Annotated in this window: 13 protein-coding genes; 7 read left to right on the top strand and 6 right to left on the bottom strand. The window is 61.4% G+C overall.

What is annotated here, in order from left to right; genetic code table 11:
• The first annotated feature begins 373 nt into the window (after positions 1 to 373).
• From PQR53_RS06250 to PQR53_RS06235, 4 genes are all read left to right on the top strand, one after another.
• Positions 374 to 1474, top strand: coding sequence for a polyamine ABC transporter substrate-binding protein (locus tag PQR53_RS06250; RefSeq protein WP_408451711.1), 1101 nt, complete (start codon positions 374 to 376; stop codon positions 1472 to 1474).
• Positions 1475 to 1566: 92 nt separating this feature from the next.
• Positions 1567 to 2733: an ABC transporter ATP-binding protein gene (locus tag PQR53_RS06245; protein ID WP_408451710.1), complete on the top strand. Its 1167-nt coding sequence runs from the start codon at positions 1567 to 1569 to the stop codon at positions 2731 to 2733.
• Positions 2730 to 3662: an ABC transporter permease subunit gene (locus PQR53_RS06240; RefSeq protein ID WP_408451709.1), complete on the top strand. Its 933-nt coding sequence runs from the start codon at positions 2730 to 2732 to the stop codon at positions 3660 to 3662. The genes PQR53_RS06245 and PQR53_RS06240 overlap by 4 nt, the downstream gene beginning before the upstream one ends.
• Positions 3659 to 4477, top strand: coding sequence for an ABC transporter permease subunit (locus PQR53_RS06235; protein WP_408451708.1), 819 nt, complete (start codon positions 3659 to 3661; stop codon positions 4475 to 4477). The genes PQR53_RS06240 and PQR53_RS06235 overlap by 4 nt, the downstream gene beginning before the upstream one ends.
• 1001 nt (positions 4478 to 5478) lie before the next feature.
• Here the strand turns inward: PQR53_RS06235 and PQR53_RS06230 are convergent.
• The 3 genes from PQR53_RS06230 to PQR53_RS06220 all read right to left on the bottom strand — a co-directional run bounded on the left by PQR53_RS06230 (position 5479) and on the right by PQR53_RS06220 (position 10054).
• Complete coding sequence (locus tag PQR53_RS06230) at positions 5479 to 6882, bottom strand: methyl-accepting chemotaxis protein (protein ID WP_408451707.1); 1404 nt, start codon at positions 6880 to 6882, stop codon at positions 5479 to 5481.
• A gap of 476 nt (positions 6883 to 7358) precedes the next feature.
• Positions 7359 to 8348, bottom strand: coding sequence for an alpha/beta fold hydrolase (locus PQR53_RS06225; RefSeq protein WP_408451706.1), 990 nt, complete (start codon positions 8346 to 8348; stop codon positions 7359 to 7361).
• Positions 8349 to 8563: 215 nt separating this feature from the next.
• On the bottom strand, positions 8564 to 10054 hold the full coding sequence (locus PQR53_RS06220) for a flavin-containing monooxygenase (RefSeq protein ID WP_408451705.1): 1491 nt from the start codon (positions 10052 to 10054) through the stop codon (positions 8564 to 8566).
• Positions 10055 to 10218: 164 nt separating this feature from the next.
• Between PQR53_RS06220 and PQR53_RS06215 the strand changes: the two genes are divergently transcribed.
• Complete coding sequence (locus tag PQR53_RS06215; RefSeq protein WP_408451704.1) at positions 10219 to 10899, top strand: TetR family transcriptional regulator; 681 nt, start codon at positions 10219 to 10221, stop codon at positions 10897 to 10899.
• A 107-nt stretch (positions 10900 to 11006) separates the two neighbouring features.
• Here the strand turns inward: PQR53_RS06215 and PQR53_RS06210 are convergent, their stop codons facing one another.
• From PQR53_RS06210 to PQR53_RS06200, 3 genes are all read right to left on the bottom strand, one after another.
• On the bottom strand, positions 11007 to 12200 hold the full coding sequence (locus tag PQR53_RS06210; protein ID WP_408451703.1) for a tetratricopeptide repeat protein: 1194 nt from the start codon (positions 12198 to 12200) through the stop codon (positions 11007 to 11009).
• A 145-nt stretch (positions 12201 to 12345) separates the two neighbouring features.
• Positions 12346 to 13026 carry a PspA/IM30 family protein gene (locus PQR53_RS06205; protein ID WP_408451702.1) on the bottom strand — a complete coding sequence of 227 codons (681 nt, stop codon included), beginning with the start codon at positions 13024 to 13026 and terminating at the stop codon, positions 12346 to 12348.
• Positions 13027 to 13472: 446 nt separating this feature from the next.
• Positions 13473 to 14090: a hypothetical protein gene (locus PQR53_RS06200; protein WP_408451701.1), complete on the bottom strand. Its 618-nt coding sequence runs from the start codon at positions 14088 to 14090 to the stop codon at positions 13473 to 13475.
• A gap of 495 nt (positions 14091 to 14585) precedes the next feature.
• On the opposite strand from PQR53_RS06200, the gene PQR53_RS06195 reads away from it, so the two are divergent.
• Both PQR53_RS06195 and PQR53_RS06190 read left to right on the top strand, forming a co-directional pair.
• Positions 14586 to 17087, top strand: a complete 2502-nt coding sequence (locus tag PQR53_RS06195; protein ID WP_408451700.1) for a penicillin-binding protein 1A — start codon at positions 14586 to 14588, stop codon at positions 17085 to 17087.
• A gap of 423 nt (positions 17088 to 17510) precedes the next feature.
• Positions 17511 to 18389, top strand: a complete 879-nt coding sequence (locus tag PQR53_RS06190; protein ID WP_459251625.1) for a lipid A biosynthesis lauroyl acyltransferase — start codon at positions 17511 to 17513, stop codon at positions 18387 to 18389.
• The last annotated feature ends 664 nt before the right edge of the window (positions 18390 to 19053 follow it).

Raw genomic sequence — 19053 nt, 5'->3', positions numbered from 1 at the left:
CGCGACCGGTGGCTTGACTCGCGTCGAGGTGAGCCTGAGCTTAATCGTAAGGCATAGGATTGGCGGAACGCGCCGCTGGCTGCCACCCCGATGCGAATCAGGTGCGGCGCCGCCGCCGCAACTTGACAGCCAGCTAACACAGAGCCGCCACGGGTGTTTTTTTTGGGTAGACACGCGCCGATAACCCGCTAAAATTGCGCCCATTTTGTAGCGGCGCGGCTTACGCTGTACCGTTTGCGCGACATCTCGGCATTTTTTTTGGTGCGCGCAATAATTAATGGTAGTTTTCGTTTTTTTCAGGGGAGCCGCGTGCGGGATGCCGCGGCGTGAGTGAGGAATGGCTGGCTCGAGCCGGTCAGGATCGGAGAACGGAATGAAAAGACGGGTAGTGGGGCAGGTGGCGGCGCTGGTCTTGTGTGCGACGCCGTGGTTGACGGCCGCTGCGAAAGATACGCAGTTGAACGTGTATAACTGGTCCGATTACATCGCCAAGGACACCATTCCGAACTTCACCAAACAGACGGGCGTCCAGGTCAAATACGACAACTACGACAGCGACGACACGCTGCAAGCCAAGCTCCTCACCGGCAATTCCGGCTACGACATCGTCGTGCCGACCAGCAATTACGCCGGCAAGCAGATCGCCGCCGGCATCTTCGCGCCGCTCGACAAATCGAAGCTGCCGAATCTGAAGTACCTCGATCCCTCGTTGATGGCCCTCGTGGCCGGCGCCGATCCGGGCAACAAGTACACGGTGCCCTGGGCATACGGCACGACCGGGCTCGGCTACAACGTCACCAAGGCGCAGCAGATCCTTGGCAAGAACGTGCCGCTCGATAGCTGGGACGTTCTCTTCAAGCCGGAAAACATTTCGAAGCTGAAGGCCTGCGGCGTGTCCGTGCTCGACGCGCCGGACCAGATGTTCGCCGCCGCGCTGCATTACATCGGCAAGGATCCGGCGAGCACGAACCCGGCCGACTATCGCGCCGCGCTCGAGATGATGAAGAAGATCCGGCCGTACATCACGCAGTTCAACTCGTCGGGCTACATCAATGACCTGGTCGGCGGCGACGTATGCTTCGCCTACGGCTGGTCGGGCGACGTCGTGATCGCCAAGCATCGCGCGCTCGAAGCGAAGAAGCCGTTCAAGGTGGAGTACTACATTCCGAAGGGCGGTGCGCCGGTGTGGTTCGACGTGATGGCGATTCCGAAAGACGCGAAAAACAAGGAAGCCGCGCTCGAGTGGATCAACTACATCGAAACGCCGCAGGTTCACGCCGCGATCACCAACGCCGTCTACTATCCGAGCGCCAATCTCGAAGCGCGCAAGTATGTGGACAAGGACGTGGCGAGCGACCCGGCGGTGTACCCCCCGCCCGACGTCATCAAGACGCTGTTCCTGTTGAAGCCGCTGCCGCCGGAAATCCAGCGGCTGCAAACGCGCCTGTGGACTGAATTCAAGTCCGGCCGCTGAAGCGCGGCCAGAGTGAACGGGTAAGCATCATCATGAAGCCCTCGGTGTCCACCGGGGGCTTTGTTCGTCAAACGCCGGAGTAATGCATTGTGATGAGTAGTGACCAGTCGGGCGCGCTGGCAGGGACCGCCGCGCCGATCCCGCGCCTGAACGCCGAAGCGGGCGATGCAGCAGAGAATTTCGTCCAGATCGTCGACGTCGTGAAGAAGTTCGGCGAGACCGTGGCGGTCAAAGGGGTCAACCTGTCGGTGAAAAAGGGCGAGTTGTTCGCGCTGCTCGGCAGTTCCGGCTGCGGCAAATCGACCTTGTTGCGCATGCTGGCCGGGCTCGAATCGATCACGTCGGGCAAGATTCTGATCGACGGCGAGGACCTCGCGCAATTGCCGCCTTATCGTCGGCCGGTCAACATGATGTTCCAGTCGTACGCCCTGTTTCCGCACATGACGGTCGAGGCCAACGTCGCCTTCGGCCTGAAGCAGGAAGGCGTGCCGAAGTCTGAACTGAAAGACCGCGTGCAGACCGCGCTCGATCTCGTGCAGATGGGGCGCTTTGCGAAGCGCAAGCCGCATCAGCTTTCTGGCGGCCAGCAGCAGCGTGTGGCGCTCGCGCGTTCGCTCGTCAAGCGGCCGAAGCTGTTGTTGCTCGACGAACCGATGTCCGCGCTCGACAAGCAGATCCGTCAGCGCACGCAGATCGAACTGGTCAACATTCTCGACAAGGTCGGCGTGACCTGCATGATGGTGACGCACGACCAGGAAGAGGCCATGACCATGGCGGACCGCCTTGCCGTGATGAGCGAAGGCGAGATCATCCAGCTCGGCACGCCGCACGAAGTGTACGAATATCCGAACAGCCGTTTTTCGGCCGAGTTCATCGGCTCGACCAATCTGTTCGAAGGCCATACCGTCGAAGACGAGCCCGATCACGTATTCATTGATACGCCCGACCTGCCGGTTCGCCTCTACGTGAATCACGGCATTACCGGGCCGCTCGGCATGCCGGTGACGATTTCGGTGCGGCCCGAGCGCATCGCGCTCACCCGCAAGCCGCCCGAAGGCGCGTACAACTGGGGCAAGGGCGTCGTCACGAATATCGCGTACATGGGCGGCTATTCGCTGTATCACGTAAAGCTCGGCGCCGGCAAGACGGTGATCGCCAACGTGACGAGCCTCGCCTTGACGGAGATCGATTCGCCCACCTGGGGCGACGAAGTCTATGTGCGCTGGAGCGCATCGGCCGGCGTGGTGCTGACGTCATGAAGCGCTCGATCAGTTCCCTCGCATCGTGGCCGGTGCGCCGTTTCAATCTGACCGGCCGCACCGTGGTGGTAGCCGGCCCGTTCATCTGGCTGCTGCTGTTTTTCCTCGTGCCGTTCCTGCTGGTCGTGAAGATCAGCTTCGCGGATTTGCGGCTTGGCATTCCGCCGTATACGGAACTCACCACATTCACGGATGGCGTGATTCACGTCGCGCTGGACCTGTCGCATTACGCATTTCTGCTGACTGACAGTCTGTACTTCGCGACCTATGTGAATTCCGTGGTGGTCGCGGCGATCTCCACGTTGCTGTGTTTGCTGATTGGTTACCCGATGGCGTACTACATTGCGCGATCGAATCCGGCGAGCCGCAATCTGCTGATGATGGCCGTGATGTTGCCGTTCTGGACGTCGTTTCTGATTCGCGTGTATGCGTGGATCGGGATTCTGAAGAACAACGGTTTGCTGAACAACTTTCTGATGTCGATCGGGCTGATCCATACGCCGATCGAGTTGTATCACACGAATACCGCGGTCTATATCGGCATGGTGTATTCGTATCTGCCGTTTCTCGTGATGCCGCTGTACGCGCACCTGGTGAAGATGGACATGACGTTGCTGGAAGCCGCCTACGACCTCGGCGCGAAGCCGTGGCGAGCGTTCTGGCAGATCACCTTGCCGCTGTCGAAGAACGGCATTATTGCCGGTTGCCTGCTGGTGTTCATTCCGGCTGTGGGTGAGTACGTGATTCCGGAATTGCTGGGTGGCGCGAACACGCTGATGATTGGCCGCGTGATGTGGAATGAGTTCTTCGACAATGCCGATTGGCCGATGGCGTCTGCCGTGACGTGCGCGATGGTGTTGTTGTTATTGGTGCCGATGGCGTTTTTCCAGTACGCGCAGGCGAAGGCGATGGAGGAAAGGCGCAAATGAAACCAAACCGGATTTTGCAGTTCATCGCGTTGGGGATCGGGTTTCTGTTTCTCTACATTCCGATCGTGAGTCTGGTTGTGTATTCGTTTAACGAATCGCAACTGGTCACGGTGTGGACGCGGTTTTCCACGCGCTGGTATGCGGCGCTATTGCAGGACGATGAGTTGATCGCGGCTGCGTGGTTGTCGCTGCGGGTGGCTTTGTTGACGGCGTTTGCTTCGGTGATTATCGGCACGTGGGCGGGGTTTGTTTTGGCCCGGATGGGGCGGTTTCGGGGGTTTACGCTTTATACCGGGATGATCAATGCGCCGTTGGTGATTCCCGAGGTGATTCAGGGGATCTCGCTGCTGCTGTTGTTCATCGAAATGGCCAAGTGGTTGGGATGGCCTGCCGGGCGTGGCGTTTTCACGATCTGGATCGGGCATGTGATGTTGTGTATTTCTTATGTGGCGATCATCGTGCAGTCGCGGGTGAAGGAGTTGAATCCTTCTCTTGAGGAGGCCGCGCTTGATCTTGGGGCTACGCCGCTTAAGGTGTTTTTCTTTATCACGTTGCCGTTGATTTCGCAGGCTCTGGTTTCCGGGTGGTTGTTGTCGTTCACTTTGTCTATCGACGATCTGGTGTTGTCGGCGTTTCTGTCCGGGCCTGGGTCGACGACGCTGCCGCTGGTTGTTTTTTCGCGGGTTCGGCTTGGGTTGAATCCTGAGATGAATGCGCTTGCTACGCTGTTTATTGCTGTTGTTACTGTTGGGGTTGTGGTTGCTAATTATTTTATGCAGCGGGCGGAGAGGAAGAGGGGTGTGATGGCGGTGTAGTTTTTTTTTTTGCCTGCGCGGCGCTTGGTTGTGTGCCTACGGTGTTGGCCTTTCCTTGATTTGTTATTGGTCTATTAGTGTTGCCCCTGTGCGGGGCGGCACTTACTTTCTTTGCCGCGGCAAAGAAAGATAAGCAAAGAAAGCCGCTCACCCCGCCAGCGCATAAGCGGGTCCCCCGCACAGTCACGGTAGTGGTGCATCTGGAATCTGTGTCCTCGCGCATTCAGCCGTGGTGACAAAGCACTCATACTTCCCGCCTCGCACTGCGCGCTCGCCGGAAGGGCCGTCAAGTAAACTCGTGGCTGCGTTTGAGCGCGGTGGCGACAGTAGGCAGTCTTACTTCTCGCGTCGCACTGCGCTCGTCGGAAGGGGCCGTTAAGTAAACTCGTGGGCTCGGGGGCGCTAGGCAGTCTTACTTGCCGCGTCGCACTGCGTGCTCGCCGGAGCGGGACATCGGGAAGAACGGCGATTTTGTTCGGGACTCGGGTGAATTATTGGCTTCTCTTCTATAGGCAGGCGTGCTTCCGCCGGCGCGCGCTGACTGGCATCATAGAGCCGACCACTCCGTTTTCGTACTCACGCTTCATTCGGCGCGGTGGCACAGCGCGTCGGCTCGTCGTCGCCAAGGCACATCGCTGAGGCGAAGCCTAAGGCCCCCGCACCGGAGGCGAAATCGATGACCCCGCGCCAAACAAAGCCCGCTGCATTTTGATGAACCTTTCCGGCGAGCGCGCAGTGCGAGGCGGGAAGTATGAGTGCTTTGTCACCACGGCTGAATGTGCGAGGACACAGATTCCAGATGCACCACTACCGCGACTGTGCGGGGGACCCGCTTATGAGCTGGCGGTGTGAGCCGCTTTCTTTTGCCTATCTTTTCTTTGCGGCAGGCAAAGAAAAGTAGGTGCCGCCCCGCACAGGGGCAACGCTAATAATCCAATAAAAAATCAAGGAAAGGCCAACGCCATAAAAGCACAGCCCAACAAGCGCCGCAGGCAAAAAAATCAAACCTTATACCCAATCCGAACCCCACCCCAATGCCGCCCGGCAACAACCACGGGCGCCGACGCATCTTTCATCAAAACAAACTGCCCACCGCCCATATCGCGCCGATACGTCTGCAGCAAAAATTTCTTAACATGCGAAGCAGCCGCAATCCCCGTACGATCATCGAACATTCGCCGATTCCGGCAATTTGCCATATTCCACACCGCATCATCGCGCTGCGGCAAAGAAAATTTGAGGTTGTGAGTCGGCAAATAACCGCGCACATCAACAGCAGCACAAAACGCCACGCGTGGATCAAGCCCAAGCAAAGGCTCCTGAATCGCAGGCAACACGCGGTCGGTGAAGGCAGTAAACCGCGTCATGAATTGAGCAGGATTGCTCCCGTTCACGGGTACATAGTTCCGATCGAACAGATCATCAATCGATATCTCGCCGCGAGCCACGGCGGCCTCAAACAGTTTGCTCACCGTCGCCGCAGCGTGCTGTACCGCCTCGATAAAGCGCGTGTCCCCAGTTTCAACCCCCGTCGCCGCGGTGAGCTCGATCAACGTCTCGGACACGCCGAGCAAATTCCCCAGCCGGTCCTTCGCCTGCACAAAGTTCTCGCTCGAATCCTCGACGCCGCTCGCCATTTCCAGCACCTGCGCCTCAAGCCCATTGCATTGCGTTTCTATATCACCGGTCAGCGCGGCAATCTGCCCAGCTTCCTCATTGAGCTGTGTAATGGCGTCGCCCGTCGCGTGTACGACGTCGCCGATCTTGCGGGTGCCTTCGCGGACCCGATGCGCGCGCGCCGTGTTCACCGAGCCCTCGTTGATCAATTGCTCGGTCTGCTGAGTGAGTTGCGCCAGCGTTGTCTCGATCTGGCCGGTCGCCTCCGCGGTCTTGGCCGACAGGTTCTTCACCTCGGCTGCGACCACCGCGAAACTCTTGCCGGAGTCGCCGGCGCGCGCGGCTTCGATCGCGGCATTGAGCGCCAGTAGATGCGTCTGGCGAGCGATCAGCGAAATCTCCTCCGAGACACGGCTCACATGCGCCAACGCGCTGCGCAGCGCACCGATCTGGCTCTCGATGACCGTCACGCCTTCCACCAGCCCGTGGATGTCGGCCAACGATGCCTCCAGCGTCTGCTGCGATTCCTGCACGCCGGTCGCGGCTTCGGCCGAGACGCTGCGCATTTGCCGTGCGGCAATGGCAATGCGATGATTGCCGGCCAGCGTCTGTGCAGCGGATTCGCGCAGCGCACGGCATACCTGCGCCTGGCGCTGCACGCGCGCTGCGACTTCCTCGACGTGGCCCGATACGTCGCAGATTTCGATCCCCAGTTTGCCGGCTTGCGCGGCAATATCGCCAACGACCGCTTGCGAACGGCCGGCCCGGCGAAAGCTGAAACGCGTCATGCTGGTCTCCTGATGGTGCGCCTGGCGCAGTCAATGAGCGCGTTCATCCAGTGCGGATGTCGCGTCTTCTCGACGCGTTTACGGCAAGCTTGCAAAGGACTTGATACGGGGTATCCCGCAGTCAATCGGTATCATGGGGCGCTAGGCTTGCAAGTCCGCAGCCATTTTTTCTTTTATCGGTAATCCATGATCGACTCTTTCGCGCGCGTTTCGGGCTGGCAACAGCTCCATCACCTGTGGGAACTGATCGTGATGCTCTGCAAGTTTCTCTGGGGGTTGTTGCGGTTGCTGGGCGGCGGTTGAAGGGGGCGCGCCGGGCCTGAGTTGCCGGGGACACGGCTACACAGGCACACAGGCACACAGGCACACAGGCACACAGGCACACAGGCACACAGGCACACAGGCACGCCGCGACATCATGACACCGCGAACCCGCGAACCCGCGACACGACCCTCGCGCTTTGCGTTACAAAAGGTCAGACCGGTGTACTGCGCATGCTTTCCGACATCGGAGCAGCCTCCGAATGTGAGCCGAGAAACTCGCGCAAATCAACCATCACGCGCTCGGGCGCTTCTTCCATGGGAATGTGACCTAGCCCCGGATACATCACCGATTTCGCTCCCGGAATGCGGCTCGCGAATTCGGCCGCATGCGCCGTCGGAATCCAGCGATCCTTCGCTCCCCACAGCACCAGGGACGGCACATTCAGCGTCTTCAGCACGTCGGTGTCGACGTCCTTGAAATCCAGCGTCGGCACCATCTTGCCGATCGCCGTGCGCGTGCCTTCGCCGTGGAAGAATTCGACGTAGCGCCGTAGCGTCACCGGATCGATCGTGCGCGGATCGCCATATACGTTGCGCACCGCGCTCTTGATGATGACCTCGGGCAGCCACCACGGCGAACTGACTCGCACCAGCGCGCTGTTGAAGAGGCCGATGTAAATCGGTAGCTTCATCGGAAAACCGGCTGAGTCGATCAATACCAGCTTGTCGACGGCCTCGCGATGGCGCGCGGCGTAATCCCACGAAATCAGGCCGCCGAGCGAGTTGCCGATCAGCGTCGCGCGCGAGATGCCGAGCGCCTGCATGAACGTGTCGATGAAACGCCGGTAGGTTGGCAGGTTCATCGTTTCGATTGCGCCGGAGTTCGAGCGCAGTGGCCCGGTCACGCCGAACGGCGGCAGATCGAGGCGGATGACGCGATGCTCGCGCTTGAGTTCATCGGCGACGCGATTCCACGTATGCAACGAAGACGCGAAACCGTGAATCATCACGATCGTATCGCCGCTGCCTTCATCGACGTAATGCACGTCGGCGCCCATGATCTTGACGAACTTCGAACCGCTTTGCGTGTAGCGCCGCTGCAATTCGGTGCGCGGCACACTAGTGATGCCGAGGCGTGCGGCGAGCGAGCGCGGCGGCAGTGGAGCGGTTGAGGTGGGCGCCGCGGATTCGATGCTTGCCATGGTTGTTATCCCCCTTTTGGTTCGAATTAGATCGTCTCTGTGCCAGCATCTGCATCTGCATCTGCATCTGCATCTGCATCTGCTTCGGCCTCCGCCTCCGCCTCCGCCTCCGCCTCCGCCTCCGCCTCCGCGTTGCCTCTTCCGTCTCCGCACCGCCTGAGCCACGCGATCGGCTGCTCCGTCGCGCGCGTGCCGCTCAGCCGCCGCATCCTGCCTTAAGGCGCGAATCGATAGTCATGCGGCCGCACACGCCTCGTGCGTTTGCGAAAACTGAACGTGAAGCCCGGCCACAGCGCCGTGACCTTGCCGCTCTTCGTCTGATACCAGCTCTGGCAGCCACTGACCCACACGGAGTGCTGCATCTCCTTTTGCAAACGCTCATTAAAATCGCGCTGGACGTCGTGCCGCAGGTTCATCGTGCGTGCCTTGCGGCGGCGCAAAACGCGCAGGCAATCGGCGATGTACTGCACTTGCGACTCGATCATGTAGATCATCGAGTTGTGACCCAGGCCGGTATTCGGGCCGACGATCATGAAGAAGTTCGGGAAGTTGGCGACGCTGGTGCCAAGATAGGCCTCCGGTCCATCGCGCAACCACATCGCGCCAAGATCGGCACCGTCGATGCCGGTGACATCGAACGGCGCACCCACGTCGTTGACCTGGAAGCCCGTGCCGCAAATGATCGTGTCGGCCGGGTGATGCGTGCCGTCTTCGGTGACGATGCCGTCGGTGACGATTTCGCGGATGCCGGTCGTCACCACGTCGACGTTCGGCTGGCTGAGCGCCGGATAGTAATCGCTCGACAGCAGCACGCGCTTGCAACCGAGCCGGTAGTTCGGCGTCAACCTGGCGCGCAATGCGGGGTCCTTCACGCGCCGTTCGAGGTAGCTCAGGCCGAATTTCATCGGCAACTTCATCAGCTTCGGATTGACGACGAATGCAATGGCGCGCGATTCGAGTTGCCAGTAGATCGCATTGCGCACGAAGCGCTGCGTGAACGGCAGATGGTGGAACAGCCAATGCGCGCGCGGGCCGATCGGCTTGTTCGGCTTCGGCATGATCCACGGCGCGGTGCGCTGGAACAGTTCGAGTTGCGCAACGCGCGGCTGGATCTGCGGTACGAACTGGATCGCGCTGGCGCCGGTGCCGATGACCGCGACGCGCTTGCCTTCGAGCGGATAGTCATGATCCCAGCGCGCCGAGTGGAACAGCTTGCCTTCGAACCGGTCAAGCCCGGCGATCCGCGGCATGGCCGGCCGCGACAGCGGACCGCTCGCCGCGATCACCACATCGGCCTCGATGCTTTCGCGTGCGCCGTTCGAATCGATCTCGACTTGCCACGTCTGCCGTGCTTCGTCGAAACGGGCCGAGGCCACGCGCGCATTGCAACGCACGTAACGATCTACGCCGTATTTGCGCGCGCAATGCTTGAGGTAAGCGAGGATCTCCGCCTGGCCGCCGAACGCACGCGACCATGCCGGATTCGGCTCGAACGAAAACGAATACAGATGCGACGGCACATCGCAAGCCGCGCCGGGATAGGTGTTGTCGCGCCACGTGCCACCGATATCGCCAGCCGCCTCGTAAACCGTGAACGACGTGATGCCCATCTGCTGAAGGCGGATTGCCATGCCGATGCCCGCGAAACCGCTTCCGACAATGGCAATGCGCGGCGCGGCGGGTGGGGCGGATGTGGCTGACGTCACAGCGGGTCTCCAGAGAGGTGGGCGGAATCTCGGTGGCTACATATGTCGGGTGTCTACACATGTCTACATCGGCATAACGCGCAGGGTAGACAACTGTACACTTCGCGTCAAGATCGTTTAGAGTACGACTATCAAACACACGGGCCGCACTCCGACTGAAGCTCATGAAACACGTCCCCGAAGCGGCGCCCCCCGCGGACCTTGGTGCGCTTGCCGCGCAGGACCCGGCGCCCGGCAAGCGCAAACTGATCGAAGCCGCGTTGCGTCTGACCGCGGGCGGCCGCAGCTTTGCCAGCCTCGGCCTGCGCGAACTGGCGCGCGAGGCAGGACTGAATCCGAACACGTTCTACCGCCATTTCCACACGCTCGACGACCTGGCGCGCGAGGCGGTCGAATCGGTGAGCCGGCGCTTGCGGCCGATGCTGCGGCGCGAGCGCTGGCTGGCCGCGCACGACGAGCCGCAGAGCGTGCCACGTCGCGCGTGCGTGGCGTTTTTTACGTTCGCATTGGAGAACCGCGAGGCGTTTCTGAGCGCGCTGGCCGAGTATCACGGCACTTCGCCGGCGCTTCGCGAGGCGGTGCGGGAGAACCTCAACGAGGTGTCAGCGGAAATGGCGGACGACGTCGTGCAACTGGAGTTGATGCCGACGCTCGCTCGCGCAACCGTCGACGAAGTCTGCACGCAGATCGTGCTGCAACTGTTTCATCTGTCGGCGGAGTATATCGACGCGGATGCCGCGCGCCGGGAGGCGCTGGTCGCGTATGCGGAGCGTTTCATCGTCCGGCTGTTCGCGGGTTCGATCCTGCTGGCGCAGCATGAACCGGCGAGCGCGCCGCGTCAGTGACGCATAAAAGGGATGGACATAAAAAACAGGCTCCGCACAGGAGCCTGTTTTCATTGCAGCTTGATCGACTAGCGTTTGATCGGCTGCGTCTCAAGCAGTGCTGCGTGTCAGGTATCGTTCCAGCCGCCGGAGTCGTCGTTGCTGCCCATGTCGACGCCACCGCCGCTGTTGTCGTTCCAGTCGTTCGAGCCCTGGCCGAAGTCGAGGCCGCCGCCATTGCCGCCGTCACCGCCTCGGCGACGCGCTTCGTCATCGACAATCACGTCGCGCTCGACAACCCGATCACGCCCGGAATTCAGCGCCTCGCCGAGCAGCACGCCGGTCAGCAGACCGCCCATGCCGCCGCCGAAACCACCGCCGCCCTGTTGCACGATAACCGGCGGTTGCTGCTGATACGGTCCTTGCTGGGGATACGGCGCTTGCGGCGGGTTGCCGAAACGTTCGGCTTCCTGCGCATACGGCGACTGCTGCGTGCCGGCGGCCGACGCGGCATACGGATCGGGCCGCCCATCGGCACGGGCGCGCATGCTGCCGATACGCTGCTCGAGTTCGTCGAGTTGATACGGGGGCACCGGATTCTTGCTGTTCGACAGCGTTTCGAGGAGGCCACGCAACTGTTCCTCGGTCGCTTCGACTTCCTTCTCCAGCGCCTCATGACCTGGTGCGGTGGAGAGCTTCACGTCGAGCTTCAACGAGCGCACGGCGTTGAGCATCTCGGTCGCGCGCTTGAGCTGCACGCGACGATCGTCGTCGGCACGCGAATCGTCTTGCGAGCGGGCGCGGCGCAAGGTCCAGCGCAGCACGAGCGCAATCACGCCGATCAGCAGAATGATGCCGACCCACATGCCGACGCCAGGACCATGCCGCTGCGGCGCTTGCGGCACCATGGCCGACTGCTGCTGCACCGCCGGCGAATTCTGCTGCACGAATGGATTGGCCGCGCGGCTGGTGGTGTTGCCGGCGGCACCGCCGGCACGTTCCGCGTCTTTACGGATACGGGCTTCGGTTTGCGCGAACCGGCTCGGGTCGGTGAAGCGGATCTGCGGGTCGAGCGTCTTGGCTTGTTGCACCTGGGCGAGGGCGTCGGCATAACGGCCTTCGCGATCGAGCACCTGGCTGTACAGGTAGTGCGCGCGTGCGTTGTTCGGATGCGCCTGCAGCACCTCGCTCAAGCCGGCGTCGGCCTGCTGCCAGTTGCCTTGCGACATGGCGGATTCGATCTGCTGGACTGTCGGTACGGCGAACGCCGCAGCCGACACGAACAGCAGTGAGGCGAATGCGCTTGCGAGAAATTTTTTCATTTACGGACCGGGCGCGATGCGCCCGTCTCCTTCAGCGATTCCGGCGGCCGGCGATCCGGCGGCCGGCGATCCGGTGGCCGGCATTCCGGCGGCCGGCGTTCCGGTTGCGCACATCATGATGGCAACCGGTTCACCGTCAACGCAATTACTGGGCCGGCGTGTTGATCTGCTTCTTCAACGCTTCGAGACGATCTTCGACGGACGGGCCACGGTTCAGATCCGCGAGCTTGTCGTCGAGTGCCTTGCCGCTCTTCACGTCGGCCGAGTTCAGACGCGCATCGGAGCGGGCATTCGACAACGCCACCTTGTCTTCCAGTTTCTGGAAATCTTCGGACAGGTTCTTGCCGCCGATGCCGCCCAGCGCAGTAGCCGCAACGTCTTTAGCCTGAGCGATCTGCTGCTTGGCTTGCAGAATGTTCGAGCGCGCGTTCAGGTCGTTACGACGGCCACGCATGTCGTCGATCTGGCTCTTCAGCTGCGCGACCGACGGCTCCAGCGTAACCAGTTCCTTGGCCAGCGCATCGCGCTCGGCTTCGGCCGTGGCTTGCGCGCCGAGGGCTTCGCGGGCGAGCGCTTCGTCGCCCGATTGCAGCGCGCGTTTCGCGCCGTCTTCGTACTTCTTCGCCTTGTCGGCGGCGACATCGCGCTTGCTTTGCTGCGTGGCGACTTGTGCCTGAATCTCGATCAGCGAGTTCTCGGCTTTGGCAATGCTCTCGTCGAGCTCGCGCACGATCTGGCGCGAATCGCGCGACGGGTCTTGCACGGAATCCGCTGCGTCGTTCAGGAGACCTTTAAGCGTGCGCGAAATGCTGTCAAAAAGCGACATGAAAACCTCCAAGGAATGAAATCGGCGCTGAGTAATTCCCACGCGCTTTAACTGCTTTCAAATGCTACTTTACGCCGCCGCGCGGGAAGCTGCGCAACGTTCGGACCGGAGTTCGGGGCGCACGCGCCGATTGCAATAGCGGCGCTGTAAATTTACGTTTTTGAAACCGGCTTGCAAACAATCCCAGTGGTTAAAACGCGCGGCTAGTCATTCAGCTGCTCGGGGATATTACACCACGCCTTCTCTTAAAACCGACTTAAAGGGCGCGATGGCGCAATCGCCAAACCCATCTGTGCGGCGGGTTGTCGCGGGGGAGTGAGCATGGCGTGAGGTCGCTTTAGCCGTCCCGCTGCTTCTGTGTGCGCGATCCCTGTCGAACCGCTGCGTTTGCGACATTGAATCGAAGGTGTGAATCGAAGGCGGCGCTGGCCCCCACCGCTTCCCGTTCATGCGAAGCGGCCGCCCTCCGTGCTTGGATCGCTTTGCGGATCGTCTTCATCTCGCGGCGCCGCGTCGACGCGTGGGCGTTTGAGCACGTTGCGCAATTGCGCTTCCAGGTCGCCCGATTCCTGCGCCGGGTCCGCGATGGACGCCGCCTTGGCCGCGGCGACGCGGCCTACGGCTTCGGCCGCCGCGGCGGCTTCCTGCTCCTCGGCGGTAGCGGTGAGGGCGGCCATCACGCCGGCCGGCAGCAAGGGTGCCGGGCTTGAACCTGCGGGTGTGCCTAACAATTCATCCGCGTGCCTGGCCGATGTACCGTCCTCCGGCGCCGCGGATGCGTTGTCCTTGTGAGTTTGCAAGGCCGGCGGAAGCGCCGCCCGTGCGTGCCGCGTGCCGCGGGCGACCCGCTGCAGCGCCGCGTCGAGCGCGTCCGGCGCGCGTGGCGCACGTAACCGGTCGACGATGCTGGCCGCTTTCACCTGCTCACTGGTTGCGCCAAAGCTCAATACCGCGCGCCGCATCAGTTCGCTGACGCTAATGCCCAGGTTCTCGGCGGTGGCGGCGATCGCGCGTTTCTGCGCGGTCGTGACGAATACGACGATGCGTTCGCTGGGCTTGTTCATGGTCGGCTCGCATACTTGTTGGCATGGGCGGTTCAAGGCGTTTATCTGGCGTACGCCGTCGCGCGCGTGGGTGCTGACTCGCGCGCCGAGTCCATCATATGACGAGTTGCACCGATGCGGAACGGGCGCAACATGAAAATCCCGTGACATCAAGGAGTTGTAGCGTTTCCGGCGGCCTTGTCCACAGGCCTATGAACATTTTCTGTTGATAACCCTGGCAAGCGTCGCCGGGCGCTTGCAAGTCTGCCGCGGCCTACCGTCACGGCGCGGCGCGAAGGGAATTCTTACAAAAAAACTGTCTTGGACGTCGCTTGATTTCTTTAAAATGCGCTGTTACGTTGCGCCGGACGATGTCTCGGGCGTGCCGTGTGGCTGCCCGGGGAAATAGGGCCGCGCGGTGTTTAGCGCCTCAAGCTACGATGCTCGACCACGATCCATGCACGCGCCAGGAGCGTATGCAGAAAGGCGTTCAGTTACGCGCCCACTATTCCAGTCATGCCAATCATCAAACGACCGCATTCTTCAAATTCTCCGGCTGGTGAAGACCGGGACGCCTACCACCGCACTCCTGGACGTAACGCTGCGTCGCGCGACGCGGAGGCGGGCCGCCGTTCGATCGGCGTGACCATCGTCATCTGGATTGCCAGTTTGCTGGCGACCCTCGCCGTGGTGGGTGCGCTGATCGTCGGTTACGCGCTCGTGGTGATGGGGCCGCAACTGCCGTCGCTCGAGGCGCTGACCGACTATCGCCCGAAAGTGCCGCTGCGTGTCTACACCGCGGATCACGTGCTGATCGGCGAGTTCGGCGAAGAGCGACGCAGCATCGTGCGCTTCCAGGACATTCCGGACCAGATGAAGAAGGCTGTGCTCGCGATCGAAGACTATCGCTTCTACGAGCATGGCGGCGTCGACTTCGTCGGCATTCTGCGTGCGGGCGTTTCGGATATCACGCACGGCGGCGCCTCGCAGGGCGCGAGCACGATCACCATGCAGGTGGCGCGCAACTTCTTCCTCTCGAGCGAGAAGACCTACACGCGCAAGATTTACGAAATGTTGCTGGCGTACAAGATCGAGCGCGCGCTGACCAAGGACCAGATCCTCGAGGTCTACATGAACCAGATTTATCTGGGCGAGCGCTCGTACGGTTTTGCCGCCGCGGCGCGCGTGTATTTCGGCAAGGATCTGAAAGACATCACGCTGGCTGAAGCCGCGATGCTGGCCGGCTTGCCGAAGGCGCCGTCCGCGTACAACCCGGTGGTCAATCCGAAGCGCGCGAAGATCCGTCAGGAATACATTCTGAAGCGCATGTTCGAGCTGAAATACATCAGCCAGGACCAGTACGACCAGGCAGTGAAGGAAGAGATCCACACCAAGAACCCGGGCAACGAGTACAGCGTGCATGCTGAATACATCGCTGAAATGGTTCGCCAGATGATGTACGCGCAGTACAAGGACGAAACCTATACGCGCGGCCTGAACGTTACCACCACGATCGATTCCGCCGACCAGGACGCCGCTTATCGCGCGGTGCGCAAGGGCGTGATGGATTACGAGCGGCGCCACGGCTATCGCGGACCGGAGGGCTTCGTGCAACTGCCCGCGCCGAGCGACGACCGCGATCAGACCATCGACGACGCGCTCACCGATCACCCCGACAATGGCGAGATCATCGCCGGCGTGGTGACGGACGCGAATCCGAAGCAGGTGAAGGCGCAACTGGTCGACGGCACCGAAGTGACGATCACCGGCGACGGCCTGCGCTTCGTGGCCGGCGGCCTGAGCGCGCGGGCGACGGCGGCCACGAAGATCAAGCCGGGCTCGATCGTGCGCCTGGTTGCGGACGACAAAGGCAACTGGCAGATCACGCAGCTTCCGCAGGTGGAAGGCGCACTGGTTTCGCTGACGCCGCAGGACGGCGCGATTCGCGCGCTGGTGGGCGGCTTCGATTTCAACAAGAACAAGTTCAACCACGTCACGCAGGCGTGGCGCCAGCCGGGTTCGAGCTTCAAGCCGTTCATCTATTCGGCGGCGCTCGACAAGGGCATTGGACCTGCCACGATCATCAACGACGCACCGCTGTACTTCCCGCCGAGCACGCCAGGCGGCGACGCATGGGAGCCGAAGGACGACGACCAGCCGGATGGTCCGATGCCCATGCGCCTCGCGCTGGAGAAGTCGAAGAACCTGGTATCGATCCGCATTCTGTCGTTCATCGGTACCAAGTATGCGCAGGATTTTGTCACGCAGCGCTTTGGTTTCGACGCCGACAAGACCCCGCCGTATCTGCCGCTGGCGCTCGGCGCGGGACTGGTCACGCCGCTGCAATCGGCGGGTGCTTACTCGGTGTTTGCGAATGGCGGTTACCGGATCAATCCGTATTTGATCAACGAAGTCACCGACGCGCGCGGCCAGCCGCTCTCGAAAGCGCAACCGCTGACGGCCGGCCGCGATGCACCGCGCACGCTCGAACCGCGTAACGCCTACATCATGAACAGCCTGCTGCATTCGGTTGCCACCGCGGGTACGGGCGCGGGCACCAATGTGCTGCATCGTTCGGACTTGCAGGGCAAGACGGGTACGACCAACGACGCGAAGGACGGCTGGTTCGCCGGTTATCAGCAATCGCTGGTGGCGGTGGCGTGGATGGGTTACGACCAGCCGAAGAGCCTCGGCAGCCGCGAATTCGGTGCGCAGCTCGCGCTGCCGATCTGGGTCGAGTACATGCAGCGCGCGCTGCGCGGCGTGCCGCAAGGCGAGCCGGCGCAGCCGGACGGCGTGACCGCGGTCGACGGCGAATTGTTCTATACCGACGTGACGCCGGGTAATGGTTTCGTGGCCAGTATCGGTCTCGATTCGGCGAATCCGACGGCCGGCGCGAGCGACGCGGTTGGCGGTGTCGGACCGGCGGGTATGACGCCGCCGGCGGTGCCGCCGCCGAGCGTGTCGTCGAATGAAAAGAAACAGATCATGGATCTGTTCGAGTCGAACAAGCCTTGATGCCGCCCGGTCCTTCCTTCCGGGAGGCTGCGTAGAAGGGCTCGACTGGGGGCGCAGTGAGCGTGTGCGGGCGGCTTCGGCTGCACACTTACGTTGTTGAAAGGACAGGGAAATCGCCGCCCTTTCACAGATTTCGTGATGTTATCTGGGCGCCGATTCAGCAGATTTTGTGCCCACCTTCCGCAGTGTGTTTTAATCACGCCTGCGTTGTCTCAATATTGGGTCCCATACGGACGCTCGATTCCTAAGCGGTTTCGGTCTCCGGCACCGCTGCGTTTCGCCGCGAGCGACACGTCCACCTTCGCACCCCGCGCCGCGCGAGACCCCTTTGACGCGCGCGAATGCCACCTCGGCCATCAGCAACGCGATGTTGCTCCGGCCGTGGTGTTACACACCCAGCATCCACCAGGGTCTCCAGAACTCGTGAAAAGTCGAATACTCATCTGTCTGATGACAGGTTTGCTACGCGCGTTTGCTTTTTTGCCATATGGCGTCGTCGCTCGCATCGGCACCGGCATCGGGGCGTTGCTGTACCGGATTCCGAGCGGCCGCCGGCGCGTCGTGCATACCAATCTGAAGCTGTGTTTTCCCGACATGAGCGATGAGGCGCGCGAACGCCTTGCACGCGCGCATTTCTGTCATGTGATCCGCAGTTATGTCGAGCGCGGGCCGCAATGGTTCGGCAATGCGCAGGCGCTGGCGCGTCTTGTCGAGGTGGAAAGCGCGATTGATCTCACCGACATGGAGGGCAAGCCGACGATTTTTGTCGGCTTCCATTTTGTCGGTATCGAGGCGGGCTGCATGATGTATTCGACGCGGCACCCGGTTGCGTCGCTGTACACGCCGATGTCGAACCTTTTGCTCGACGGGATGGCGAAGCGGCAGCGCGGGCGCTTCGGCACGGAGATGATTCCGCGCAGCGATAGCGTGCGGCGGGCTTTGCGTGTTTTGCGTGAGGGTAAGCCGGTGATGCTGGCTGCTGATATGGACTTTGGGTTGCGGGATTCGGTGTTTGTACCGTTTTTTGGCGTGCCGGCTTGCACGCTGACTTCGGTTTCGCGGATGGCGCGCGCGGGGAATGCTCGTGTTGTGCCGTTTGTGACTGAGGTCTTACCGGACTATCGGGGTTATAAGCTGACTATTTTTGATGCGCTGAGTGATTTTCCTTCGGATGATGTTTCTGTTGATGCTCGGCGGATTACTGAGTTTCTTGAGACGCAGGTAAGACGGATTCCTGATCAATATTATTGGGTGCATAAGAGGTTTAAGAATCGGCCGGTGGGGGAGGCAGGGGTTTATTGATCGGTGTTTTTTTGCGCGTGGCGCGGGTGGGTTTTTTGCCTGCTCGGCGCTTGTTGGTTGGCTGCCTGCGGCGGTGGGGTTGGGTGTTTGCCTACGGCGTCGGGTTCGGTTGTGTGCTTATTGTTTTGGCCTTTCCTTGAATTGTTATTGGTCTATTAGCGTTGCCCCTGTGCGGGGCGGCACTTACTTTCTTTGCCGCCGCAAAGAAAGATAAGCAAAGAAAGCGGCTCACCCCGCCAGCTCATAAATGGGTCCCCCGCACAGTCGCAGTAGTGGTGCATCTGGAATCTGTGTTCTCGCACATTCGGCGCGTGTGACAAGGCAGTCATTCTTCCGGCGGCGCTGCGCGCGCCGAAGAGCACTTCATACAACCGCTCGCTACGTTTTAACTCTCGCGTTCTGCACAATACTGTCCCCCCGTCATTGCATTACCACCGCCGCTCCCATTATCACAGTCGCTCCGACTCGACTTTGACGCCACGCCACCGCCACCGCCACCGCTGGCTCTGGCTCGGACTTTGGCTTTGGCTCTAGGTCGGAATCTGGCTGCGGCTGCGGCTGCGGCTGCGGCTGCGAGTGCTGGTGTGGCTGTGGCTGTGGCTGCAAGTGCAAGTGCAAGTGCAAGTGCAAGTGCAAGTGCAAGTGCAAGTGCAAGTGCAAGTGC

Origin of the sequence: Paraburkholderia fungorum (assembly GCF_046027605.1) — a bacterium.
Lineage (GTDB): Bacteria > Pseudomonadota > Gammaproteobacteria > Burkholderiales > Burkholderiaceae > Paraburkholderia > Paraburkholderia fungorum_F.
Note: the sequence above shows the minus strand (reverse complement) of the source record. Positions and strands in the feature narration are given on the sequence as shown.

Coding starts and splice junctions, on each gene's coding strand:
- PQR53_RS06250 (WP_408451711.1), top strand. CDS start 374: ATGAAAAGACGGGTAGTGGGGCAGGTGGCGGCGCTGGTCTTGTGTGCG.
- PQR53_RS06245 (WP_408451710.1), top strand. CDS start 1,567: ATGAGTAGTGACCAGTCGGGCGCGCTGGCAGGGACCGCCGCGCCGATC.
- PQR53_RS06240 (WP_408451709.1), top strand. CDS start 2,730: ATGAAGCGCTCGATCAGTTCCCTCGCATCGTGGCCGGTGCGCCGTTTC.
- PQR53_RS06235 (WP_408451708.1), top strand. CDS start 3,659: ATGAAACCAAACCGGATTTTGCAGTTCATCGCGTTGGGGATCGGGTTT.
- PQR53_RS06230 (WP_408451707.1), bottom strand. CDS start 6,882: ATGACGCGTTTCAGCTTTCGCCGGGCCGGCCGTTCGCAAGCGGTCGTT.
- PQR53_RS06225 (WP_408451706.1), bottom strand. CDS start 8,348: ATGGCAAGCATCGAATCCGCGGCGCCCACCTCAACCGCTCCACTGCCG.
- PQR53_RS06215 (WP_408451704.1), top strand. CDS start 10,219: ATGAAACACGTCCCCGAAGCGGCGCCCCCCGCGGACCTTGGTGCGCTT.
- PQR53_RS06210 (WP_408451703.1), bottom strand. CDS start 12,200: ATGAAAAAATTTCTCGCAAGCGCATTCGCCTCACTGCTGTTCGTGTCG.
- PQR53_RS06205 (WP_408451702.1), bottom strand. CDS start 13,026: ATGTCGCTTTTTGACAGCATTTCGCGCACGCTTAAAGGTCTCCTGAAC.
- PQR53_RS06200 (WP_408451701.1), bottom strand. CDS start 14,090: ATGAACAAGCCCAGCGAACGCATCGTCGTATTCGTCACGACCGCGCAG.
- PQR53_RS06195 (WP_408451700.1), top strand. CDS start 14,586: ATGCCAATCATCAAACGACCGCATTCTTCAAATTCTCCGGCTGGTGAA.